Raw genomic sequence first — 24102 nt, 5'->3', positions numbered from 1 at the left:
TCGCCTGCGTCACCAGCAGCTGTTCTTCTACGGCCTCACGGCACTCTGGGACCGCCGGCCGAAGCAGACCAAGTGCTGGTCACAGCCATTCATTGATGGTTGCGACCGGCACGGTCGCCTCGTAGCGGACCGCGAGTTTGTCGTACCTGGTGGCGACGGCGCGGTGGCGCTTGAGGCGGTTGATCCCGCACTCGACTGTGTGCCGCTGCTTGTAGTCGTCCTTGTCGAACTTCGGCGGCCGACCGCCGCGTGAGCCGCGGTTTAGCCGGTTGCGGACTCGGTCCGCCGGGATGGGGATCGTCGCCTTGATTCCGCGTCTACGCAGGTAGAACCGGTTACTGCGGGAGTCGTACGCCTTGTCGGCCCGCACCCGATCCGGGCGCTTGCGCGGCCTGCCGAAGCCGGGCCGGGGAACCCGGATCGCTTCCAGGACCGGCTCGAACTGCGGTGAGTCGCCCCGCTGACCGGCGGTGAACACCACCGACAGCGGCTTCTGCCCCTGCTCGACGGCGAGGTGAATCTAATAGCTCAGCAGTGAGCCCGAGCATGTGAGTGCAAGGGCTCGCCGTGTGGAGTGGAAGCCTGCCGCCGTTCCGGGACTGGATCCCTCAGTCAGACCGGCTCACCCCACCGCGCCGCCGGGCGGAGGCCCAAGGTGGATCCGGGGACGCGATCCCTTCAGCAAGACCGCGCCCCGCCCGGCGGCACCCACCAGGTTTCATGTCCCCAGCCCGCTGTCAGTGGCGTTCGATCCGTCGCTGCTGGCCCACTTCCGCCGCCGGCTGGCCCGTTCCGCCCGCCCGAACCGCATCTTCGAGGCCGTGCGCGTGGTCGTGAAGGCCACCGGCGTGCTGAAAGGCAAGAACCGCCGGGCGCTGGACTCCAGCGTGCTGGACGACGCGGTCGCCACCCAGGACACCGTCACCCAGATCATCGCCGCCGTCCGCGCGGTGATCCGCGAGGTCCCCGGCGCCGAGGTGGTCGCCGCTGCCCAGTGCGGCGCGCACGACTACACCGACCCGGGCAAGCCCCGCATCGCCTGGAACGACGAGCAGGCCCGCGCCGAGCTGGTCGACGCACTGGTCACGGATGCTCTGCGACTGCTGGGCCACCTGCCCGACCAGCCGCGAACGCGGTGGGCATCCTGGCCCTGGTCGTCGGCCAGGACGTCGAGCCCGCCGAGGACTCAGACGGCCGCGACGGACGCTGGCGCATCACCCAAGGCACCGCCCAGAGCGGATCGTGTCCACCATCGACCCCGGAGCCCGCCACATCCACAAAACCCGCTCCCACCGGCAGGACGGATACAAGGCCCACCTGGCCGTCGAGCCCGAGACCGGCTTATACACCGCCGTCGCCCCGCGGCCCGGCGCCGGGCCCGAACACCACGAGGCCGCCGTCGGCCTGGACCTGCTCGCCGAGGAGGACACACCGGTGGACGCCTTCGGTGACACCGCCTACTCCACCGGCGACGCCCGCCAGGCCCTGCACCGGGCAGGGCACCGGCTGTTCCTCAAGCCCGCACCGCTGCGGCCTGCCGTCCTCGGCGGCTTCACCCTCGACGACTTCGCCATCGACACCACCACCGCCATCGTGACCGGCCCGGCCGGACACACCGTGGCCCTGTCCGACCCCGGCGGGCAGCACCACCAACGCAAAGCCTTTTTCGGGGACTTATGCACCGGATGTCACCTGCGCGAGCGGTGCACCAAAGCCAAGGCCGGACGCATCCTGACCATCCGACCCCACCACGACCTCCAGACAGCCGCCCGCCACCAGGCCGCCATCGACCCCGGCTGGCAGGCCGACTACCGCCGCTGGCGGCCCCCTGTCGAACGCGCCGTCGCCTGGCTCGTCCACCACGGCAACCGGCGCCTGCGCTACTGCGGCACCATCAAGAACGACACGTGGCTCCACACCCGGTCCGCCGCCCTCAACCTCCGCCGCCTGATCAGCCTCGGGCTCACCCACACCAGTGACACCTGGCACATCGCACCGGCCGGTGCATGATCGGAGGGGCTATCCGGCCTGACGGCCGGACAGCCCCTCACCAAGATCTTCATCGACCTTCTAGGCCAGTGGACAGCTGAGCGGAAGGATGCGTTCGTTCAGCTGCCCGGTGAGGTGGGTGTCGGTGGCGGCGGCTTCGGTAAGCCAGTCCGCTGCGGTCAGCTGGTCGACCAGGTGCTGCAGATCGCTAGCACGCGTGGGGACCGAGGCGGTGAGGGTGTCCAGGTCGAGGCCCTGGCCGGCGGGGCCCAGCCGTCCTGCGGTGCTGGTCTGTGTGGCCAGCGTCAGGGCGAGCAGCCGGGTATCGGCGGTGGCCTTGGCCTTACGAAGCTTCTTGTCCACGACGACTTTCTGGGCCCAGCCGGAGAGCTTGGGGCGCATCTTCTTGCCGAACGTGAAGGGGCCCGTCCCGTCCTCGCGGGGTGCCAGGGAGGGCACGGTGATGGGGGTGGGGTTCTCCGGTCGGGAGGCGAGCAGGTCGCCGGCGGTGGCAGGAAGCGCCAGCCAGCCGCAGTCGGTCAGCTTTTCGATCAGGTCCTGCGGGTCGGTCAGGCCCAGCGCGGTGATGTCTTGCCCGACGAGGTTGCCGGTGCCGGTGTGCGCGGTGCGCAGGGTCAGCATCAGCACCAGCAACCGTGCCTCGGGGTCTGGCAGTGGGCTGTGGTCGGCGACGTGCGCGAGGACCGACCGGGCGTGCTCCCACTGCGTCGGTACGGTCAGCAGCCGAGTCACCGCCGGCCCGTCGTCGTCCGTGCTGCGGCCGGTGCGCTGCTGGTGCTGGAGGCGAGCGGCGGTAGCGGCCTGCTCGGCGCGCCGGGCCTCCAGCCGCAGAGCGCCGTCGCAGGTGGCATCGGCCCAGGTGGTGAACGCGCGCGCCTTGCGTTCGTGAAGGTCGGCGAGCAGCGCCAGGTCAGGTTCGGTGCGCTGCTGGTAGGCACGGAACAGGTCGCCGAGCTCGACGAGCTCGTCCCGCAGGACCACGGGCCGTAGGTCGTAGGGGATGACCCGCTGCGCGATCTTCTTCTGGGGGCGGCGCCGCGCCGGTGCGGAGCGGGGCGCCGGCACTTCCCGTGGGCCGGCCGCAGGCGCGGGACGGTCGGAGAACTGGGGCACGTTCGCAGGAGCGGCCGATGGCTTGTCGGCAGCCGTCGCGACGTCGGCCGCCGGGCCGGACGCTGGCAGGGTGGCGGAGACGACCTTCGCGCCGGGCGTGGCGGCCGCGCAGCGCGAGCAGCACTCCATGGCCCGCCACCAGCGGCCTTCCCGGTCGGTGACCACGGCCAGGACGACTGTCCCGCCGCACCGCCAGGGCTCGGGACGTGTCTGCCTCTCAGCGGGACGGACGTGTGTGCTGCAGCTGTCGGCCTGGCACGCACAGTACGTCTCGGGCCGAGGTTCGCAGACCGCCCTCAGGTGGGCCTTGAGGTGGGTGACTGCGGCCGCACGGCCGGCAGTTGCGGACGGCAGACGCTGGTCGGCGCACGCTGGTCGGCTGCACGAGACGCGTACGGCTGTTGTGCCACGGCCGGCGGCGTCCAGACGGACCGTCCACCTGCGTCCCAGGATCCGCTCGTCCAGCATGCTCGCCGCGGCCTCCGTCATCCTGCACTTCCTCCTCTGCCGTCTCCCCGCTGCCCGTACCCACCCCGCACGACGGTGGCGCGGCAGCGGGGCCACCGTACGCGACAGGCGCCCCCGCGACCGGGGAACGCGCCGAGTTCACTGGCCCCAGCACTGTCTTGAGGGTGCTCACCGGCTGATGCGGCCCCCGTGGCTTCGCCGCCGCGTCCATCGTTCGTCAACTGAGGTGATGCAGCGCCGCCCATTTCGGTGATCCCTGACTGGCCTAAGGACCATGGGGTGGCCAGCTCGGAAGCCTGTACGGTCACCGTTCACAGCGACGACTGGCCCTCTGCGCAGTATTCGGCCAGGTCCGATCGCTTTGTGCCATTCGCCAGCAACCCGCCTCCCACATCACCAACGCGCCGCTACACAAGAAGGCTGGGGTGGCGTCCGCCTTCCCCTGGTGAAGGCCGGTCAGTGGGGGGTGATCGATTGCTTACCATCAACGTGGCCGTGCTGTTCGCAGTCATCGTCTACTTCCGGCTGCGGCGCCGAACACAGGCCCGCAGCCGCGTCGAGGAGAGGACCACCGCCGTCATCATCCTGGCGCTGGGCGTTCTGCTCGCTCCCACCCCGGTCGGCCAGGGGATCCTCGACATCCTCGGGCAGCTCGCAAGCGGCGTCACGCAGGCCAGCCGGTGAGCCCCCGCGCGCGTAGAGGCCGGCCACCGGCGACCAGGCACAAGCCGGTGCGGCGTCGCACCCGCAGGCCCGTCAGGCGGCAGCACGCACAGGACAGGCTGATCGGCATCCTCGTGGCCACGGCCCTGGCCGTCAGTCTTGTGGTGGCCGTCGTCAACTGGCTGCTTGCCCACTGGTGGGTCCTGAGCGTCACCGGCGTGCTTGGGCTCCTCGCCGGCGGTGCCTGGCTCCACCACAGACAGCAGCAGACACGGTGGGAAGCGGTCCGCGCGCAGGGCATGAGGTACGGGCTGACTCAGCTGGACGCCCTGCACCATTCCCGGTTCGAGGACGCGGTGCGGGACCTTATGCGCCGCGACGGCTGCCAGGACGCAGCCCGTGTCGGGGGCGGCGGCGACCTGGGCGCCGACGTGAAGGCTACCGACCCCTACGGACGGCGCTGGGTGATCCAGTGCAAACACCGCCGCAACGGCCTCGCCGGCTCCGCGGTCGGCACCCCTGACCTCCAGGTCCTCAACGGCACCGCCCGCCAGGTCCACGGCGCCGACGTCGCGGTCATCGTGACGAACGGCCGGGTCACCAAGCCGGCCGTGGCCTTCGCCAAGCAGCAGCACCTCCACGTGGTCGACCGCCACACCCTCGCAATCTGGGCAGCCGGCTCACGCCCGCTGTGGGAGCTGCTCCGCGCCGTTCCGCCACCTCGCCGACCGACCGCCCTGTCCTGAATAGCCGCTTTGCCACACTAGGCGTTCGGCCAGGCGTCATGGCCGGGTACGCAGCAGCTCGGGAACGCGGCTGATCTGCCGCATCCAGGCGGCGACATCCTCGTCGATGCACTCGACCGGGGGGTCCCGGCCCTGCCGGACCAAGACGGGCGGCCGACCCGAGAAGTGGCACCGCCGCGAGATCGTCGACGCCATCCGATACGTCGTCGACAACGGCGTCGAGTGACGGGCCCTGCCCCGCCGACAACCCGCCCTGGCAGACCGTCAGATACCACTTCGCCCGCTGCCACCGGGCCGGAGTCGTCGCATTCCTGCGCGACCAGCTCCGCCGCCAGATCCGCACTGGCCAGGGGCGATGCCCCTGGCCAGTGACACTGATCGTCGACTCGCAGTCCGTCAAAGGCGCCGAGACCGTCTCCAAGGCCACCTGCGGCTTCGACGCAGGCAAGAAAATCAACGGACGCAAGAGACACATCGCCGTCGATACCCTCGGGCTTCCGGTGATGATCACGGTGACGCCCGCCGACACCACCGACCGGGACGCCGCCCGCGAACTCCTCTGGCGCTTGCGCGTCATGCAGCCTCATCACCCAGATATGGGCCGACTCCGCCTACGCCCGGCCAGCTCACCACCTGGTCCGACGACTTTCTGAACATGACCCCCAAGACCTCTCCCGGCCGCGCGGAGCGAAGGGCTTTGCCGTTCTGCCCCGCCGCTGGAAAGTCGAACGAACCCTGGGCTGGATCATGAAGGTCCGACGCAACGTCCGCGACTACGAGGCCTCCCGCAACACTTCGAAGCCCACCTGACCTGGGCAATCATCACCCTGATGACCCGCAGGCTCACCCGCAGAGGCCCCCGCTCCACCTGGTCGAAGAAGCCCTGAGTGCTTGTTTCCAGTCCGATGGCTTGATTACGCAGAAACGGGGCAGGCGAGACCGGTGTCCTCTGCATCCCCTGACCTGCTCACGCAGGTTCGGCATGCCCTTCTCCAGGCAGGGTTTCACCTGGTCAGCGAGGACGCGGAGGACACCAAGCCCGGGCTTTCAGTGACACAGTGCCCGGCCGGAGTGCTAGTGACGTGGACGGCATCGGACGGATTCGCCTCACTGGCGAAGGCCAATCGCGGAGCCTCCGGCGACAGCATGCAGGCGATCGTGCAGGCCGCGGTGTCAGGCCTGCTCCTCCAGCTCGGGCACACGGTGACAGAACCGTCCGGCAGCGGTGACCTGCTCATTCTGGCCGATCAGTAGCCCTCGCCGAACACCTGCCCGGCCCACACGCTGAACTACTGTAACCTCGCGCGCAGCATGCCCGGACGCTCCGCTCACCCAAAAGCAAGCCGGGATTTAAACACTCACTCAAGAGGTTGTTTTCACCGGGACTGCCCGAGTATCCGGTGATTTTCAGACCTGGGTTGTGATGCTCATGGTGCTGAAGATGCGGGTTTTTTCTTGCTGGTCAGGTGGGGTGACAGGTGAGGCTGGAAGTGGCCCGTGTCTGTCTCATCCCAGGCCGCCGGCCTTCTCGGTCTGTGTGCTTCCGTTGTCGTGGCTGTGCGCCTGGACGCATTCGGTCCGCGGTGGTACGCCGGAAGCATGACTGCGCGACGTCCGTATCCGAGTGATCTGTCCGATGCCCGCTGGGAGTTGATCGAGCCGGTCCTGTCTGCTTGGCGCTTCGAGCGCCGTGGCAGGGCCCTGGCTTTCGGCCGGCCGCCGGAACATGACCTGCGCGAGATCATGGACGCGATCTTGTATGTGGACCGCACCGGGGTTCAGTGGCGCTACCTTCCGCACGACTTCCCGCACTGGAACACGGTCTACGGCTACTTCGCCAAGTGGGCGGACGAGGGTGTGTTCGCCCAGCTCAACGGCCTACTGCGGCAGCTTCTACGGGAGAAGGAGGGGGGGATGGCGAGCCGTCGGCCTGCGTGATCGACGCCCAGAGCGTCCGATGCCTGTGACCGTGCGCGCAATGGCCACGGGCCCCTGCGGCGTGGGGACGGTAGTGAGGCCATGACCCAGCTGATCGAGGGTGTCCTGAGTAGTCCTGGCCAGGCAGTGGACAGCGACGTGGTCCAGAGGCTCCTGGGCCACGCCTCCCCGCTCTCGATGGAGCGCTACCGGCACGTCGACGACGCCGAAGCACGGGCAGCGGTCGAGCGCGTCGGTTCCCTGACGGAGCGCCCATGAGCATCTCGTCCGCACTCTCGCGACTGCCCGCACCGCGCACCGAAAACGCTGGGGATCTCGACCCCGGGGGATGGGCTGCGTGGCTGCAAGGCCACCTCGATCCCGCCTGGCGGCCGCGCGAGTGGCGGCCAGAGTGCTGGCTGTTCACCGGGAGCGTGCAGGAGCCGCGCAGCTCGGTGTCGCTGTGCCGTACGGCTGCGTGCGACACAGTGGTGTCACCAGCCAACATCTTCTGCCCTTTCTGTAAGGAGGGGCAGAAGAGGTCGCCGCTGCCCGTGGCAGAGTTCGCGCGGACCTTCGTGCCGATGCGCAACCGGGTTGCCTTCGGCGGTGTTCCGGAGCAGTGCCGCTTCACCAAAGACGGGCAGCGCTGTGTCCGGCCCCGCCACTGCAAGGGGCTGTGCGTCATGCACTACACCCAGTGGAAGACCCACACCACCCGTAAGCTCGCCGGCCGGTGGGAGGACACCGCCGTCCCCTATGCCGATACCCCCGCATGCCCGGTTCCGGCCTGTCCGCTGCCGAGCCTGCAAGTCCGTGGCCTGTGCCGGCACCACGCGCGGCGCTTCTGTGAGCACCGCCGCACCCACCCGGACGCCACCGTGGCGCCGTGGGCGGCGCAGCAGCCCCCGTATCTCGCCCCCCACCAGTTCAGCCTTCTTCCCCTACCCGAGCCGCTGCGCTACGAGGTTCTTTACGGCCTGCAGCAGGCGGACCCGTGGCTACGCGTCTTCAACCCTCCGCACGTCCGCCGCATGGTGCGCGATCTGAACGGCGTCACCACGCTCATCAGTGACATCACGGACCAGCAGATGTGCCCGCGTTCCACCAGCGATGTGCTGCGAATGCTCAGCCGTGTCCGTACCGCGGTGCGGGCCGCTCACGCAGAGCACATCGGAACAGCGCCGGCGAAGGACGACGTCCTGGATTTGCGTGCGCTGGGCCAGCGGTCCCGCACCCCGGCGGGCATCCGGACCCCCAGGACCGTCGATCTGCGCACGATCAATCAGCGATGGCTGCGCGATCTGTTGCGGACCTGGACGATTCAGCAGCGCCCCGGAGCGGACGAGTTCGGCCGCACTCTGCGCGGTGTCGAGCTCGCCTCCCGGGCGCTTGCGCTCCGCCCCGGAACCGACGACCCCGCACGGCTTCGCTACGACGACGTCACCGCAGTGGTCGACGCGTTCCGCACCGCGCTGAAGCTGGACGGCGAACCAGCCGGCTGGAACTACCGCATGTCCATCGCCAGCCACTTCTTCGCCTTGATCGATTACGGCCGCCGCTCCGGAGCCGCGGACGACCTCTCGGCCGCCTTCGTCCGTGACCCTGCCCTCCACCGCATCCCTGAGCAGGAGGCCAACGAGGACGAGATCGGCAAGGCGATCCCCGAACCGGTGATCCGCCAGCTCGACGCCCACCTCCACCTCCTCGGCCTGGGGCGGGCCCGAGGCCAGCGCACCCTCGCCCCCGCCGACCTGCAGCCTGATGTACCGCACGCTGTACATCCTGCTCAGAGACACCGGCCGGCGGCCCCTGGAAGTCCTCTCCCTGCCCCGCGACTGCCTGGAGACCCGCAACGACCAGATCTCCCTGATCTGGAACAACCACAAGGCCCTCCGACACCGCCGACGCCTGCCCATCACCACGTCCACCGCCCAGGCCATCCGTACCTGGCAAGAACGCCGAGAACAGCTCCAGACCAGCCTTCCGCCCACCGGCGCCGACTACCTCTTCCCCGCCCTCACCCACCTCGCCACCCGCCCCTACCTTCACACCAGCTACCTCGGCGAGACCCTGCGCGACTGGGTCGACTCCATCCCCCACCTGCACGGCGAAGGCACCGACACACAGGGCAACCCACTGCCTTTCGACCGCTCCCTCATCTACGCCTACGCCTTCCGCCACTCCTACGCACAACGTCACGCCGACGCGGGAACCCCCCTCGACGTCCTGCGCGAACTGATGGACCACAAGTCCGTCAGCACCACCCAGCGCTACTACACCGTCTCCCTGAAACGAAAACGCGAGGCCGTCACCAGGCTCGCTGCCCACGTCGTCGACAACCACGGCCGCCCCAGCCCCAGCTCCGAGGCCGCCTACGAACTGCGCTCTGTCGCCGTCCCCTACGGCGGATGCACCGAACCCAGCAACGTCAAAGCCGCAGGCAGCTCCTGCCCTATCCGCTTCCAGTGCGCCGGCTGCGGCTTTTACCGCCCCGACCCCTCCCACCTCCCGGCGATCGAACAGCACATCAACGAACTGCGCGCCGACCGCGAAACAGCCCAGGCGATGGACGCCGCCGAATTCGTCATCACCGCCTTCACCGCCCAGATCACCGCCTACGAGCAGGTCACCGACCGTATGCAGCGCCGCCTCGCCGCTCTCCCCGCCGCAGAACGCCAGGAGATCGAGGAGGCCAGCACCATCCTGCGCAAAGCCCGAGCCGGCAACACCCACGCCCTCCTGCCGCTCACCGTCGTCTCCAGGACCGACCCGGCATGAACCCCCGCGGCAACCCGCACACCCTCGCCCAGGCCCGCCGCCGCACCAGCCTCGACAAACGCCAGCGAGCCCTGACCGCACTCACCACCCTGGAACAACAGGGCGAAAAGATCACTCACACCGCGGTCGCCCGCACCGCCGGCGTCTCCACATGGCTCACCTACGCCGAAGGCATCCGCGAGCACATCGAAGCCGCGCAACAACGCCAGCGCCCCACCACCCCCTCGCCCGCCCGCACCCGTGGCACCACCGCCATGTTGCGCACAGAACTCGAGCTCGCCAGGCAGGAGATCCGGACCCTGAGGGAAGACAGAGACCGGATGAAGCAGGTCATCCAGCATCAGCTGGGACAGCAACTCGACGCCCTAGACAGCGGGCACCTGACCGAACGCGTCGACGAACTTACCCGGAACAACCAACGACTCGAAGACAGCCTCAGGCAGGTCACTGACGAGAATCACCGGCTCCACGTCCTCGTGGGAACCCTGGAAACAGACCTGGCGGCAGCACGCACTAGCCTCCGACGGATGATCCGAGAGGAGAACACAAACCGCTGAAGGCGCCCAAGTGGCCGGCCACGCTGCCTGACGTGGGCTGTGCGAAGCATGGCGGCGGCCGCCTTGAGCTGCGGTTACGCGGTAGGTACGCACTTCGTGCGCGTTTGGTACGCCTCACGCCCACTCCATGCCGAGGTGTCGTAGTGCGTCGAGCTGGTCGGCGTCCAGCCGGTCCCTCCTGGATTTCGTGTTCGAAATCCATACGCCGAGTCGTACAGGCACCGGTTCCGTTTCGCCGTCGACCTCGACCTCGACCTCGACCTCGACCTCGACCTCGACCTCGACGACCGCGCCGCGCGGGACCGGCCGGTCACCCTCCTGCTCCGCCCACTGTGCCAAGGCTGCAAGTCCCCGCTGGAATGCCGTCTGGGCTTTGCTCGGCCCCTTCGTCGCACGCGTGGCCGCTGGGGCAGGAGACGGGGCCACAGGTGTCTTGATGCCCAGCGCGATCAGCCGCTGCTGCTGCTGCTGTGACGGAGCATTGGACTTCAGGGGGTTTGGCCGTTCTGGTCTGGGGTCCCGTCTTTTCGTTGGGATTTTGACCTGGGGGAGCGGTCACGTTCGGGCGTCGTTGGCGTGGGCTGCTGGTGTGTTCGGTTTGGTTGTTCGGGCGGTTGGCCTGCGGTCCGGTAGTTTCGTGGGATTGATCTTGGCTTTCTCGGAGGTGTGGTGGTGCGTCTATGGGCGGCTGCGCTCTCTGGGAGCTCAGGGTTCCGGATGGTGCTGGTCAGTGGCGTGTGTGGGTGAGGAAGGCCCGGAGGGGATCGTTCGCGTTGCTGGCCAGGCGGGGCAGTGCGAGGCGGTGGGCGATGAGGTTGAGGGCGTCGTCGGTGGTGCGGTGTGGCCGGTTCGGCAGGGTGGCGAGTGTGCGGGCGAGGGCAACGGTTTCGGGATAGGTCACCAGGTCGCGTGCCAGGAGTGCGGGGGAGGCGCTGCTGGTGGTGGTCAGGTGGGGGTTGGTCGCGCAGAGCCGGCCCAGGCGGGTGTGCCAGCGGTGGGTGCAGTGTTGCTGGTGGTCGTACCAGCGGGTGGTGATGGCGCGTGCAGCGGTCCAGGCAGTGAGGGTGCGTGGGTGTCGTCGTAGGCGCTGGTGGGCGTGGTGTGCGGCGACAAGCTCCGGTACGGCCCGGGTGTGGAGGGTGGAGGTGAGCCGCGGGTCGGGGGCTGCTTGCTGATGCCGGGGGCACACCAGCCGGTGCGGGGGCGGGTAGATCCAGGCGGTGTCGGTGGCGTCGTGGCTGCGCTGACGGGTGCACCGGGTGCAGGCGCGGACGGGACGCTGCTCGGCTTCGAGCCGTTTCCAGTGTGCGGCGGCTGCGGTGTGGTGGGCGTCGTTGTTGGCGGCGCGGCGTGGCAGGGCGCGTGTCAGGTGGGGTAGCGGGATGCGGGTCAGGGCGGCGATGCGGCGGCAGGCGGAGGGGCTGAGGTGGAGTTCAGTGGCCGGTAGCGTGCCGTGGCCGGTCAGGGTGATGCCGGCGCCGTCCAGGAGCTGGGGCAGCGCCAGCTGGTAGGCGTCGGCGAGGCGTTGCACATAGGAGGCGGTCGCTTCGCTGGGCAGTGGCCGTACGCGGAGCACGCCTGATGCTGCTGGCGGGGCCTGCAGCCACGCCCTGGCGGTGACGATGCTGGGCTGCGCGGGGACGCTCGCGGCTCGGGCACGGGCTGTGACGTCTGTCTGGGTCACGGGGGGTTGGTGTTCCGGCTTCGGGGCCGGGTGCGGGGTTGGTAGTGCTGTTCGGCGAGGTGGTCGAGGCGGATCGCTTCGAGGCTGTGTTTGGTGATGCGTTCGGTGCCGTCGCTGATGGCGGTGATGGCGGCTTGGCGGATGAGGCGGGCGAGGCTACCGATGCGGCCGGCGGTGCGCTCGTGCAAGTAGGGGGCGAGCCGGGGGAGGGTTCCGGGCCGGTGGTGGCGCAGGTCGAGCGCGCCTTCCATCGCGGTGATGAGGTCGCGGAAGGGCTCTTCGTCGCCGAGACGGGCGGGGAAGGCGGCGCAGTCGATGAGGGAGGCACGGCCAGCGAGCTGGGCTCCGCGCACGCCGGTGAACAGGGGTGTGGTGGTGACGTCGATGCCGGCGTAGACGAAGGTAGCGCCGATGCGTTCGGTGAGGTCTTTGATCAGGTCGGCGCTCTGGGCGCCGGTGGTGGTGCGGGGGTTGAGCCGGTGGATCTCGTCGATCATCACCAGCTGGACGCCCGCGGCGGTGTAGGTGTGGCAGACGGAGTTGGTGATTTGGGCCTGGGACATGCCGGCGGCGACGGGGATGCCGAGGTAGCGGGCGAACTCGATGGCGAGGGTCTTGGCGCTGGCTGCGGGCGGGACCAGGACGTAGGCGACCGGGACTTGCCCGGCCGCCGCTGTAGCGCCGTGGCGGCGGGTGTGGGCGAGGTGGCAGGCGCGTCCGACCTGGAGCAGGGCGGTGGTTTTCCCCGCGCCTGCGGGGCCGGGTGACGATCAGGGACGGCCGTGCGGTGACCGTCTGGTGGCGGCCGAGGATCATCAGGGTGCGCACGTTCTTGGCGAGGGCGTCGATGGCCGGGGTGCGCACGGTGACGAACCGCGAATGGTAGGCCAGGCGTTCCTCAAGGCTGCGCGAGGGCGCACCGGGCGGGGAAGGAGCCGTCACGGGTGTGGTGGCGAAGGCCTGGAAGCCGTCCCAGGTAGTCACCGCCTGTGGCTGTGCATCAGGGGCGTCGCCATCGGTTCCTGCCGCGGCACTGGGAGGCCGGTGCGCCGTCGACGGGGACCCGCCGGCCGGCGTATCGCCCGTGCCCGGCGAGGCGCTCACCACTGCTCGGCTTCCGCTTCGGCGTCCCACAGCCCGTACCCGCCTGCCTCGGCCGGCAGCACGCTCGCGCCCTCCATCTCGCTCGTGCCGGTCTCGGCCGCCGTGTCGACGCTAAAAGGGTCGTCCAGGCTCTCGCTCCAGTCCGGTGCCGGGGCCGGTGCGGTCTCTGCGTCGAGTGGGCGCCGCTGGCCTGGAAGATCGGGCAACTGTGCTGCCGTACCGGAGCGGGAAGCTCTCCGACGGCCGGTCTTCTGCTCGGTCTCGGCGGGGTGGCGGGTGCGGCGCAGGAGCTGGTCGAGGGCATCGGCGAGGTCGGCCTCATGCTGATCGCGGTCCCCGCGTTGTCCGACCTCGGCCTGGACGTGGCGCCAGAGGGCGTCGTTGAAGGGCTCGTGGACATGATCCCGGTGAATCCACGGGATTTCGTGGAGCTCTCCGTCAGTGAGTCGGACGAAGATCTGGCGGGCGTCGTGGGGGTTGTGGTGGACCTCCCACTTGCCGTCCCTGGCCGTGCCGGGGGAACGCTGGCCGCGGTGGGGGTCGAGGATGTCGTGGTTGTAGGTGCGGTAGTCGAGGCGGATGCCGCGTTCGGTGATGGGCTGCCACCGCACCGGCAGCAGTTCGAGGTAGTCGGTCCTGGTAAGCGGCACAGGCACGTAGCCGCTGATAGTGATCAGCGCGGCCCACATCTGGTTCGGGGTGAGCGCTGTTTTGGGAAGGACGGGGTGGCGCAGTCCGTCGTGGGGCCGGTTCTGCCAGCCGCAGGTGATCCATTCGTCGAGGAAGTCCTGCAGCTGCGGAATCGTCCACCGCGCCTCCACCTCCGTCGCCAAGCCGCGGCGCTGGGGGTTGGAGCCGGTGTGGCCGGCGACGTGCTGGCAGAACAGGTCGTTGATCGCACCGAACGTCCGCTCCACCACGGCCTTGGCCTGCGGCCGCCTCGCAGGAGCGGGCTGCACGCTCACCCCGAGCGTCTCGCACGCGGCGACGAAGCCCTGCGAGAGGTAGATCTTCCCGCGGTCGACGACGATCGTCTCGGGCACGACCACCGGCCGCGCGGCCGCCCCTTCCAGGCGCTCGTCCAGCGACAGCATCCGCTCAAAGGGCACCTCGGCCCGCGACAGATGCAGCGCCTTGGGCCAGGTCGGCCGAGCAGGGTGGGGAACAGCCATCTCGGCCAGGAGGAGGGCGGCGTCGACGGCTTTGGTGCTGTGCGGGCGCAGGACGGCGGCCAGGATGGAGCGGGTGGCGACGTCGACGGCGATCGTCATCTCCGGCCGGCCAAGGCTGCCATCCTCCAGGACGGCCATGATGTCCAGACGGGTGGTGTCGATCTGCACCTGCTCCCCGGGCCGCAGCACCACCGGCGCCGACGAAGCACGGGCAGGCGCGGTGGCAGTACGCGCCGGACGATCGGCCGGGTCGGCCAGTACGCTCACCAGCCGGTAGAACGTCGACCTGGACGGCATCTCCACCACGCCGCGCCCGTGCGTGTCCTCCAGGATCTGCCCGACCAGTACCTGCAGTCCCTTCACCGTCCCCTTCGACCGGCCGCGCTGGCGCCGCAGCGCCTCCAGCACCGCGGCCACGACCCGCTCGTCGGCATACCCCGTCGGATGACGCCCACGGGCCGGCACCGCACGCTTGTCGACAAGCCCCCACAAGCCCTGCTTGCGGTAGACGTGCCGCATCCGCTCCACCGTCGTACGCGTCACCCGCGCGAAGCCAAGCGCCGCCAGTTCCTTCGCCTTGGCCGCGTCCCGCTGCGCCAGCGTCCACCGCTCGGGGTCGTACTCCGGCCGCATCGTCTGGCCGTCACGGCCACCCTCAGGGTGCGGCCACCCGGTCTCCACCTCCCGGATATGGGGCAGCCAGGCCAGCGCCCGCTGCTGGGCCGCCACAGGAACGGTCTCGAACAGTCCCCACTGCGGCACCGCGGCCGGCGCCCGCGCGCCCACTACTTCGAAGCCCGGATCGGCGAACAACCGCCCCAGCAGCAGTCTCGTTTCGGTGCCGTCCTCCTGCAGCAGGCAGACCTGCTGGCCCTGCAGGGCGGCGACCTGCCAGGTCTGTCCCCGGTAGGCGACGTGCGCGCCGACCTCCACCACCGGCCGCTGGCTTTTACCGTGTGTGCCGCCCACTGCGCTCACCTCTTCCTCGGCCGCCCCCGGCGCCCAGACGCTCTTCGACGCCCTCACCACCACGTTCTGCGTCAGCGCAGACCAGCGTCTCTTCGTGCAGCGGCTTATCAAGAGGCGTTGTCAGATGCCCGCACCACAGCGCGTGATAGACAGCCGGCAGTACTTGCAGAGGATCACCCACCGCGGCTGCACCGTCGGCCAGCGGCCGGAGCCCGGCGAACGCCTCAGCCAACGCGGCCCGCAGCCCGGGCGGGCCCTGATTGCGGGGGTGGCGGTAGCCGGCCAGCCATCGCAGGTTCGCCGCCACCACCGGGGGAGGCGGCTCGAGGCGCCGATATGACCAGCCCACGCGCGCGCACGCCGCCTCCAGGACCATCCGCACCCGCTGCGCCCCGTCTCCACCGGCAGCTGGGCTGGAGGGGCAGTCGGCGAGCAGGCCGGTGCCATCGGCGTACCGGGCGAACAGCTGAGGCACCCACGAGCGCACCCGCCCGTCGGCCGTTTCCCGCCACAGCAGCCGTACCGGACGGGCGGCCAGGCCGGTCACGTCAGGATTCCGGTCCAGCACCATCAGCTGGGTGCGCATCGCTGCCGAACCGTGTACGACGTGCCGTCCGGTGGTCGCTGACCACCACCAGCCCGGCCCCCACCGGCGGCCCGGAACGACCGGAAACGCCGACACCGGGGCAAGGCCCTCGAACCGCACCAACACCACCGCCTGATCCCACGGCAACTGGGTCAACCGCCCGGCGGCCGTGACAAACGCGGCCTCGATTCCCGCACCTCCGCCCCCTGCGGCGGCCTGCTGCACCCGCCTGTCGTGCTCGTGCCCCTCCACACTCAACAGCCAAGCCCAAGTCGTGCTGCCGAACGCCGCGATCCGGATCCGCCACCCGAACGGGTGAACGGCGGCCGCGACGCGGAGCTCCTTCACCCGTGGTCAGCCCGGGAAGATTCTCAGTTCTTGCAGGAGCCGCTGCTGGCCGGGCAACAGGGTGTGACGTTGCGCGAGCTGCTCACTGAACCAGGAGCGCAGCTTGGGCGGTGGTTCGAGGCCGGCGGCGAACAGGAGACGCAGACGGTGGTAGTCGCGCTGCCAGGCGAACGCCCACGGAGGAAACCACCACGGATCCAGAGCAACAAGGGCCTGCATGCCCGGCCACGCAGCCGGTGTGCGGCGCGCGTGCGCTCCGGCCTCTCCGCGTTTGCTGGCGAGCCACCTGCCCAGAGGGAACCCGTTGTGCTGAACGGGGTGCGGCAGCGCCAGATGGCCGTGAACGCCGACGTAGTCCCGGGCATGAGTCAAGCCCACAGTGAAGTCGATCCGCGCGCCGGTGGGGCGATACCGCGCGGTCTGCCTGGCTTGCGCGGCCTCGGCGGTGATGCCGATCTCCCGCAGCAGGCCCTGCTGGCCGGGGTCGAGCTCTTCGAACAAGGCGCACTGCGCGTACAGCCATGATGCGGCAGCCGCCCCCACCCCGGCGAAGCCATCCCCCGGCACCAGCAGCCGACGGCTGCCGCACTGCTTGCGGGCGTGGTGGTAGGCGCGTTGCCATGCCAAGGGCCACGGCGGGTTCCACCACGGGTCGATGGCGGACAGTGCACGGCTCCGGTCGGTTTCCATCTCCGCCATACGGGCCCGGCTGCGTTGACTCATCAGCCACTGCCCAAGAGGAAAACCGTCCTGCTGCGTGCTCTTGGACGTGGCGAGGTGGCCGTGGACGGCGGCAAAGGTTCGTGCGCAGTCCAGGCCGGCCGCGAAGGCCAGAGCCAGGCTTTTGCGGCGAGGGTGTGCTGAGCGGGCGTGCGCGGGCCGGATCCCGAGATCTGCGAGCAGGCGTTGCTGGCCCACGTGGAGGTCGTCGTACCGGGAACACTGCTCATGGAGCCACTCGCCCAAGGCGAGACTGGTGCCGGGGAATCCTGCCGTGGCGTCGACGAGGCCATGCTTCCGAACGTGTACCAGGGCGCGGTGATACGTCCGTCGCCATGAGACGGGCCAGGGACCGTTCCACCAGGGATCGATGCAATGCAACGCCTGCGCCCGCTCTATGGGGAGCGCTGCTACTCCGGTTCTCTGATTGGCCAGCCACGTTCCCAGAGCAAATCCCTCGTGACGACCGTACTTGGGAACAGCGAGATGCCCGTGACGCGCCGCGTAGGAACGGGCGTGTGCCAAGCCGACCCGATACGCCTGCTCTGCACGGGACGGCCTTCCTCCCACCGGCGCACCGCCGACGTGCTGGAGGCGCAGCTCCCGCACCTGCGCCGCAAGCCCACGAGGCCGGTGCGCGACCGGAACCACCCACACATCTTCCTCGGGCACTGCTCCGCGCTCCCGCCGCACACACGCCCGCACCCAGGCAAACAACGCTCCTGCGCTGGAGGCGGCAAGCTGCTCCACCAACCACGGGCGGCCCAGACGGCGAGCCAACTGGGTCAGCAGACGGGGAACCTCGGCCAGCGTGTGCGGCATCTGACCGTGCGTGTCCTCCAAGACGCGTTGTCGCCACAACCGGTCACACAGAACCGTCGTCACCGCGACAGCCTCCGGATACGTCACCACGTCCCGGGCGATCACCGCTACCTCACCCTCGGGAAGATCGGCACAGACACGGCCAAGACGCGCCGGCCAGAGCACCTCGTCCCGCCAGTGCACATCCCACCAGGAGGCAACGACCGCCTGGGCCACGGCAAAAGCGCCCTCGCACGAGCCCCTACGACGCAGCAGCGGCAGCAGGCGCTGGTGCGCACGGATCACCTCCGGGAGCCCGGAGAGGCCCACCTGTCCTTCGACCAGCGTGACTCTGTCCAGCGCCAGTGAGTCGAGGGACCAGCACTGGTGTCTGAGGCAGATCCTCGAACGCAGGTCGGAGTACAGACGGGCAGAACACGCAGCGCCTGTCCGGGCCGCTGTGCACAGACGGCATCCCAGCATGACGGCAGGAACCGCGCTGCCAGAGGCGAAGCGCACGTTCGGCTGCTCACCGTTCGCCTTCGCGTCAACGCCCTCATCCCAGGAAGGCAGCGCGCGGGACAGATGCGACTCCGGCACCTGGCAGAGGGAGGCCAGCCGGCGCCGCACCGCGGACGCCAGGAACACCTCGCCGACGAGACAGCCCTTTCCCCAGACACCACGCACGCCGGGGCCCGCTACCGCAGACAGTAGACCCGTCACGGTGACCTCATAGCGAGCGGCCAGCCGGTTCACGAACGACAGCGTCGTTTCACCCGTCAGGGGGGCCAGACAGACGAAACCGGCCGCCGGCCATGGGGAGAACGGGTCCGTCACCTGCTACTCCGTAACCTCACAAGCCCACGCGATGGAGCCGGGATTCCCGAGCAACAACACCCGATCGGGCTGCGAGGACACGGTGAGGCGCGCCGAGCCACCGCTGCGCTTGAGCGACCTCCCTACCATGCGCGATCAAGTACGAACGCTGTTCGTGCGGCAGTAGTACGAAGGCCGGGGCGGGGTGCGTGATCGCGGCGTACTGTGATTGCGCAGGAGGGACGAATGAGGCTCAGCGCGGCTCAGGTGACGAACTACCGCTCGGTTATCGATTCGACCGAGTTCGAGGTGGAACCGGACAAGACCATCGTGGTGGGGGCCAACGAGGCAGGGAAGACGGCTGTCCTTCGAGCGTTGCAGCAGGTGAATCCGCCAGCCGACCAGCGGGATGGCCTGGACGCCCTGCGGGACTACCCGAGGTCGCGATACACCGAACTCGATCGAGGCGACAAGGAAGCCGGCGACGTTCTGGTGGCACGGGCGACGTTCACCCTGGACGACGACGACATCGCGGCACTCCACGATGTTGACGACAAGGTCTTCGCCGATGCCAAGACCTTCGTGCTCACGCGGTATCTCGATAACAGCCGCACCTGGGATTTGCCTGGGGTCAGCCGGAACGTGCAGTGGAAGGACATCAGCAAGGACGCCGTGCGTCTCAAGGCCCACGTCAAGGGGCGTGGGGGTGAAGGCCAGGAACTGGCTGACGAACTCGATCAGCTACTGGTGGGTGTGCGCGACACTACGCGCCTTGTCGGCCTCATCGCCAACAAGCTGGATGACTGGCTCGAACGGGCTCTGCCTCACATCGATGAGGAGAACAAACAGGCCGATGCTCAGTTCGACCGGCTTCGGGCCGCAGCCCGCCGCTATTCCATCTTCAAGCAAGCCTGGGATGCCCTGGAACCACGTATCCCGGTGTTCGTCTACTACTCCCAGTACTTCACAGTGCGACCCCGAATCCATCTGGCGAACCTCGCACAGCGGCAGGCCGCCGACGACGTGGACCAGGAGTACGACTTCGGCAACCTGTGCCTGCTTGATCTCCTGGGCTTCACCGCCGCCGAACTCTCGCAGATGGACAGCCAGCCGGCCCCCCAGCTCCCGCAGAACCGGCAGGACCAGAACGCCATGGCTGCCTACCAGGAGGCCGAGAAGGCCTGGCAGGCCCAGCACGACGCACGTCAGTACAAGCTGAACGCGGCGAGCGTCCTGATCACCCAGCTGATCAGCAACGTCTGGGGCGACGACAACCTGCAGCTGCGCCTGGTTGTGGACGGGCAGTACCTCAAAGTGGTGGTCGTCGACGACCTTGGCGTCGAAGTGGAACTCGACCAGCGCAGCGAAGGTTTCCGCTGGCTGGTCAGCTTCTTCGTCGTCTTCCGCGCCCAGGCGAAGGACCAGCTGAATAACGCCATCCTGCTCCTGGACGAACCTGGCTTGCATCTGCACGCGCTCAAGCAGCGGGAGTTCCGTAAGACCGTCGAGATGCTCGCCGAGGACAACCAGATCCTCTACACCACTCATTCGCCCTTCATGGTCGGCCCGGAGGAACTCCACCGTGTACGTCTGGTGGAGATGGTCGACCGGACTACCGGCACGAGGATCCACACCCAGCTTGTGTCCGACGACCCCCGCTCAGTCTTCCCGCTGCAGACCGCACTCGGCTACGACCTCGCGCAAAGCATGTTCAGTCAGCGCCGCAACCTCGTCACTGAGGGCCTGACCGACATGTGGTTCCTCGAGGGCCTCGCCGGCGCCATGCGTGAGGCTGGCCTGCCCACGATGCGCGACAACATTGCCATCGTGCCCGCAGGCAGCTCCAGCAAGGTCATCTACTACTGCACTCTGCTGCACAGCCAGAAGCTGAAAGTCAGTGCTCTGCTTGATTCTGACGCAGCTGGCGAGAAAGCAGCCACCCAAGACGACCTGGTCCGCCTGCTGAAGAACAACCAGATCCTGCGTGCCAAGGACTACTACAGCGGCTCTGTTCCCGGCCCGGAGATCGAAGACCTCCTACGCACCACCCTGGTAAAGGTTGCTCTCGACCAACTCGGCTGGGACGTTCGCGCGACGGAAGCCACCCAGCAGAAGCGCCACATCGTCGACATCTTCAAGGCCGAGATCTCCGGTTTCTCGAAGTGGAAGCTCGCCAAGGCATTCCTGAGCTGGCTGACTGACCACGGCTGGAACGACCTCACGGCCGACGAGCAGACCGCATGGCAGAAGCTGTTTGCCGCCATCAACAAGGGACTGACGTAGCAGCCGGAACTCCAGCTCGACCGCACACCCCAGGTATCTGTCGCGTGCCGCAGGGCCCATGCCGTGTCCGGCTGGTTGTTGAACCGGCCGGACACGGGCTCACGCCCATTCGACGCCCAGCTCCGCGAGGGCGGCACGCTGGGGCTCGGTGAGCCTGTCCCGCCTCGATTTGGTGTTGGAGATCCATACGCCTAGCTTCACAACCACCGGCTCTGCCTCGCTGCCGACCGCGATCTCCTCTGCATGGGCCCTCGGGACGCGGTGGTGCCCTTCACGGGCGATGTACTGTGCGAGGGCCTGAACGCCCTTCTGGAAGGCCGCTGACGCTTTCCCCGCCCTACCGACACTCCTATCCACCGGGGCTGCACCGGGTCGCTCAGGCGGCTTCAGGCCAAGCCCGGAGAGCCGTCGCTGCTGCTCTTCCGAGAGCTGTGCCCAGGTTGTCGACTCTTGCATCCGGGCGAGCCATTTTCCCAGGTCGTCGCCCTCGAAGAGCACGCCGGGCTGGATGTCGGGCAGCACACCGTCGGCGTCGACCAGGTCCGCGAGGACGCGGTGGTGGCGTTGCCAGTCGAGGGGCCAGGGGCAGTTCCAGTCCGGGTCGATCGCGGCCAGCTGCTGCGCGCGAACGGCGGCACGCTCGGCGTCCTTGCCGAGGCCTCCCTTCCGGCGCAGGTTGGCCATGTGCTGGCCGACCGGGACCATCGCCTCGCTCTCGCCCCAGACGGCGTCTTGGCGGGGTGCGAGGTGTCCGGTGGCCCGCCGGTAGGACCTGAGCGCGGCGAGTTTGGTCTCCCAGGCCTCTTCGCCGGGCTCCCACACCATCCCGGCCTCGTCGAGGAGCTGTTTGCGGTGGGGGTCGAGTTCGCTGGCCCGCAGTGATTTCCGCTGCTGATGGACCCATCGCCCAAGCGGAAATGCCTTCGTCGTCCCGACCGCGGTCTCGACGTCGTAGGGAATGGCGTGCAGGCCGGTGATCTCGTTCTCGGCACGCCAGCGCAGCAGGGCCTGGTAGCCCTCCAGCCAGACCAGGGACTGGGGGCGGATGACGCGGCAGCGGGTGAGGGCGGCGATGTCGGCGGCGTCGCGGGGGGAGGCGAAGTTGATCACGATCGAGGTGACCCGGTCGACCTCCTGCTGCGCCTCGTTCGTCTCCTCACCGTCACCGCCGCCGACTTCCGTTGCGCTGGTGGGGTGGACGTGGAGGCGTCGGCGTTCGGTGCCGCGGGTCAGGGCGCGGGAGGCGAGCTGGTCGACCATGCGTTCCGAGTGCGAGCGCAGCGCTTGGAGGATGTCGACCAGAGGCTGGTAGCTGGCGGAGGCGACCATGTCCTTCGGGTCCTCCTCGGGCTGCAGGAAGATCGGGATGATGATCCGCGCCGTCTTGGTCGTGCCGTCGGGGTTGGGGCGCAGGGCGCGTCCGATGGTCTGGACGATGTCGACCTGGGAGCTTCGCGAGCCGACGATGCACACCGCTTCCACCCCGCGCAGCCCGGTGATGTCGACGCCGACCCCGAGGGCCCGTACGGAGGCGAGGAACGCCCGGTGTACACGACGGTTCTCGGCGTTGATGCCGTTGGCGAACCGGTGGATCACCTGGCGCCGGTGGGCGATGGGATGGTCCCCGCACAGCCAGTCCGCCCAGACCCGGTCCGGGGGGACGTGGCGGCCGTCCTCGAGCTCATACAGCTCAGCATCGATGGAAGAGGCGGGCAGCTCCTCCGCGTCGGCGAGAGCAACCTCGGACGCCTGAGTGGCATACAGCTCGGCGGCGGTCGCCGGCATCTGCTCGGCGAACGCACGGGCTTCCTCGACCCGCTGGTGGAAGGTCATGACGGTGTGCAGATTCATCTGCGCCGCATGCTCCAGCAGCGCGGCCTGGAGCAGAGCCAGGCGCCGGCCGCGCAGCGCGTCCTCCGACAGCCCCAGCACCGGGTCGGGGTCCCGGATCTCCAGCACATCGATCTCGAACCCTGCGAGGATCGAGCGTTCCACCGCCTCCGCCAGCCCAAGGTCGAAAATCCGGGTGCCGTAGGTGGCACTGTCGTCCTCCATCGACGCGATCACCAGCTCCCGCCCGTCCCTGCCACGCTGCGGGCTGGGCGCGGCCAGGATCCGCGGAGTGGCGGTGAGGTAGAGCCGGAAGTCGACCGGAATCCGGGACTGGTCGTGGATCGCCGCCCACGGCCGGCCCATGTCCCCGGCCGTCATGTGCGCCTCATCCAGAATCGCCAGGTCGAACGGGGCCATCCGCTGGCCGTACAGCCGCTCCCCGCCCGCCAGCGCGGCCTCCAGCGGCCCGCGCACTGTCAGCCGGCCCGAAGGGTCCTCCGGGTCCTCGCGGTCCACCAGGGAGGCGTACGTGGCGAACACGACCACCGGCCCCGCTCCTGCCCACAGCGCGAGCTGGATCGGGTTGGTCGTGGTCCGCACTCCAAGCTGCTCCAGGACCTCGTCCTTGTCCACTGAGCAGACCGCGACCATGGTCGCGCGGTGCCCCACCCGGCGCCAGGACTGCGCGCTCTGCACGATCAAATCCAAGGTGGGCACCATGACGAGGACCCGCCCGTCCGGGAAGCACTCCAGAGCGCTCGCGGCGGCCGTGATCGTTTTCCCGGACCCTGTCGCGGACACCCCCATGGCGCGCGCCCCCTCTGGGGGCACAGCTGATCTTGCAGGCAATCCCGCCCATCTACGGAACGCTGACTTCTGGTCTACCTGGTGTTCCCGGAGCCGGAGTCCGAGCATTTTTCTGCCTTCCCTTCATCGATACTGTCGCTGAATTCCAGGCAAACGTGAACGGCTTGCTGGAGAGCACGCCGAGAATCCAGATGCGCAGACTGCGCTGTGTACCGGCCCTCGACTCCTGCCCGCAGCCGCTGGAGCCCGGGGCCCAGGGAGCGGCCTCCTCCACAGGACAGCCCCCAGGGGAGGAGCACTTCGTACCCGGCCGTATGATCACCGGCATGATCCACCCCGTCTCAGGGCCCCCTACATGGAGGCACCCGGTCTCCGCTCTAGCGCTCGCCTCGCTGATCGCGCTGTGCTGGTACGCCACGCGGCCGGTTTATGCAGACTGCGTGTATTTCGGCAACTATTCCATCGAGGAAGCTGTCGAATCCGGACAATGCAACCCCCCTCAGACGCGATGGAGGACATGGACGGGATGACCAGATGACCCGCAGGGTGTCACACATTTCTGCCAAGGCTACATGTTGCATCATCCTGACGCAGACCAAGCCAGAATCCACGTCGCAATGCTCGCCCGACCCGGTGGACTGTGCGGGTGGGGGTACACGGGGGGCATGGCACCGAAGAGTGAACACCTGATGTCCCTGCGGGCCGTACGGCAGCTGCGCCGAGT

General features: G+C 68.9%; 17 protein-coding genes and 3 pseudogenes. 10 read left to right on the top strand and 10 right to left on the bottom strand.

What is annotated here, in order from left to right:
* Nucleotides 1-79: 79 nt before the first annotated feature.
* Nucleotides 80-520 (bottom strand): annotated as a pseudogene (locus ACZ6C1_RS35890) (transposase); the annotation flags it as partial.
* 223 nt (nt 521-743) lie between these two features.
* On the opposite strand from ACZ6C1_RS35890, the pseudogene ACZ6C1_RS35885 reads away from it, so the two are divergent.
* Nucleotides 744-2010, top strand: a pseudogene (locus ACZ6C1_RS35885) (transposase); the annotation flags it as partial.
* A 60-nt stretch (nt 2011-2070) separates the two neighbouring features.
* Here ACZ6C1_RS35885 and ACZ6C1_RS35880 read toward each other — a convergent pair.
* On the bottom strand, nt 2071-3288 hold the full coding sequence (locus ACZ6C1_RS35880; RefSeq protein ID WP_469247145.1) for a hypothetical protein: 1218 nt from the start codon (nt 3286-3288) through the stop codon (nt 2071-2073).
* A 777-nt stretch (nt 3289-4065) separates the two neighbouring features.
* On the opposite strand from ACZ6C1_RS35880, the gene ACZ6C1_RS35875 reads away from it, so the two are divergent.
* The 6 genes and pseudogenes from ACZ6C1_RS35875 (at nt 4066) to ACZ6C1_RS35850 (ending at nt 7196) form a co-directional block, all read left to right on the top strand.
* Entirely contained in the window at nt 4066-4275 is a 210-nt protein-coding gene (locus ACZ6C1_RS35875) for a hypothetical protein (RefSeq protein WP_469247141.1), read from the top strand.
* A gap of 47 nt (nt 4276-4322) precedes the next feature.
* Entirely contained in the window at nt 4323-5000 is a 678-nt protein-coding gene (locus tag ACZ6C1_RS35870; RefSeq protein ID WP_469247080.1) for a restriction endonuclease, read from the top strand.
* A gap of 368 nt (nt 5001-5368) precedes the next feature.
* Entirely contained in the window at nt 5369-5653 is a 285-nt protein-coding gene (locus ACZ6C1_RS35865; protein ID WP_469247078.1) for a transposase, read from the top strand.
* A gap of 424 nt (nt 5654-6077) precedes the next feature.
* Nucleotides 6078-6254 (top strand): hypothetical protein, encoded by a 177-nt coding sequence (locus tag ACZ6C1_RS35860; RefSeq protein ID WP_469247076.1) that lies wholly within the window; start codon nt 6078-6080, stop codon nt 6252-6254.
* 345 nt (nt 6255-6599) lie between these two features.
* Nucleotides 6600-6958 (top strand): annotated as a pseudogene (locus tag ACZ6C1_RS35855) (transposase); the annotation flags it as partial.
* Nucleotides 6959-7019: 61 nt separating this feature from the next.
* Nucleotides 7020-7196, top strand: a complete 177-nt coding sequence (locus ACZ6C1_RS35850; RefSeq protein WP_469247074.1) for a hypothetical protein — start codon at nt 7020-7022, stop codon at nt 7194-7196.
* A 722-nt stretch (nt 7197-7918) separates the two neighbouring features.
* On the opposite strand, the gene ACZ6C1_RS35845 is transcribed toward ACZ6C1_RS35850, so the two are convergent.
* Nucleotides 7919-8692 carry a hypothetical protein gene (locus ACZ6C1_RS35845; protein ID WP_469247072.1) on the bottom strand — a complete coding sequence of 258 codons (774 nt, stop codon included), beginning with the start codon at nt 8690-8692 and terminating at the stop codon, nt 7919-7921.
* On the opposite strand from ACZ6C1_RS35845, the gene ACZ6C1_RS35840 reads away from it, so the two are divergent.
* Together ACZ6C1_RS35840 and ACZ6C1_RS35835 are read left to right on the top strand one after the other, a co-directional pair.
* Nucleotides 8682-9698 carry a tyrosine-type recombinase/integrase gene (locus tag ACZ6C1_RS35840; RefSeq protein ID WP_469247070.1) on the top strand — a complete coding sequence of 339 codons (1017 nt, stop codon included), beginning with the start codon at nt 8682-8684 and terminating at the stop codon, nt 9696-9698. The two genes, ACZ6C1_RS35845 and ACZ6C1_RS35840, sit on opposite strands and share 11 nt — an antisense overlap.
* Nucleotides 9695-10255 (top strand): DUF6262 family protein, encoded by a 561-nt coding sequence (locus tag ACZ6C1_RS35835; RefSeq protein ID WP_469247066.1) that lies wholly within the window; start codon nt 9695-9697, stop codon nt 10253-10255. Before ACZ6C1_RS35840 ends, ACZ6C1_RS35835 begins: the two co-directional genes overlap by 4 nt.
* Nucleotides 10256-10369: 114 nt before the next feature.
* On the opposite strand, the gene ACZ6C1_RS35830 is transcribed toward ACZ6C1_RS35835, so the two are convergent.
* From ACZ6C1_RS35830 to ACZ6C1_RS35805, 6 genes are all read right to left on the bottom strand, one after another.
* Nucleotides 10370-10681 carry a helicase associated domain-containing protein gene (locus ACZ6C1_RS35830; protein WP_469247060.1) on the bottom strand — a complete coding sequence of 104 codons (312 nt, stop codon included), beginning with the start codon at nt 10679-10681 and terminating at the stop codon, nt 10370-10372.
* 301 nt (nt 10682-10982) lie between these two features.
* Nucleotides 10983-11939 (bottom strand): TniQ family protein, encoded by a 957-nt coding sequence (locus ACZ6C1_RS35825; RefSeq protein ID WP_469247058.1) that lies wholly within the window; start codon nt 11937-11939, stop codon nt 10983-10985.
* Nucleotides 11936-12670: a TniB family NTP-binding protein gene (locus tag ACZ6C1_RS35820; RefSeq protein ID WP_469247161.1), complete on the bottom strand. Its 735-nt coding sequence runs from the start codon at nt 12668-12670 to the stop codon at nt 11936-11938. The genes ACZ6C1_RS35825 and ACZ6C1_RS35820 overlap by 4 nt, the downstream gene beginning before the upstream one ends.
* A 369-nt stretch (nt 12671-13039) precedes the next feature.
* On the bottom strand, nt 13040-15184 hold the full coding sequence (locus ACZ6C1_RS35815) for a Mu transposase C-terminal domain-containing protein (RefSeq protein WP_469247056.1): 2145 nt from the start codon (nt 15182-15184) through the stop codon (nt 13040-13042).
* Entirely contained in the window at nt 15165-16022 is an 858-nt protein-coding gene (locus ACZ6C1_RS35810; protein ID WP_469247160.1) for a TnsA-like heteromeric transposase endonuclease subunit, read from the bottom strand. The genes ACZ6C1_RS35815 and ACZ6C1_RS35810 overlap by 20 nt, the downstream gene beginning before the upstream one ends.
* Before the next feature lie 102 nt (nt 16023-16124).
* Nucleotides 16125-18476, bottom strand: coding sequence for a helicase associated domain-containing protein (locus ACZ6C1_RS35805; protein WP_469247054.1), 2352 nt, complete (start codon nt 18474-18476; stop codon nt 16125-16127).
* A 225-nt stretch (nt 18477-18701) separates the two neighbouring features.
* On the opposite strand from ACZ6C1_RS35805, the gene ACZ6C1_RS35800 reads away from it, so the two are divergent.
* Complete coding sequence (locus ACZ6C1_RS35800) at nt 18702-20738, top strand: AAA family ATPase (protein WP_469247052.1); 2037 nt, start codon at nt 18702-18704, stop codon at nt 20736-20738.
* A gap of 99 nt (nt 20739-20837) precedes the next feature.
* On the opposite strand, the gene ACZ6C1_RS35795 is transcribed toward ACZ6C1_RS35800, so the two are convergent.
* Nucleotides 20838-23486 carry a helicase associated domain-containing protein gene (locus ACZ6C1_RS35795; protein WP_469247050.1) on the bottom strand — a complete coding sequence of 883 codons (2649 nt, stop codon included), beginning with the start codon at nt 23484-23486 and terminating at the stop codon, nt 20838-20840.
* Nucleotides 23487-24102 lie beyond the last annotated feature (616 nt).

The sequence above is a fragment of the Streptomyces sp. NPDC041796 genome, from assembly GCF_055590785.1.
This window is presented reverse-complemented; position numbering and strand designations above follow the sequence as displayed.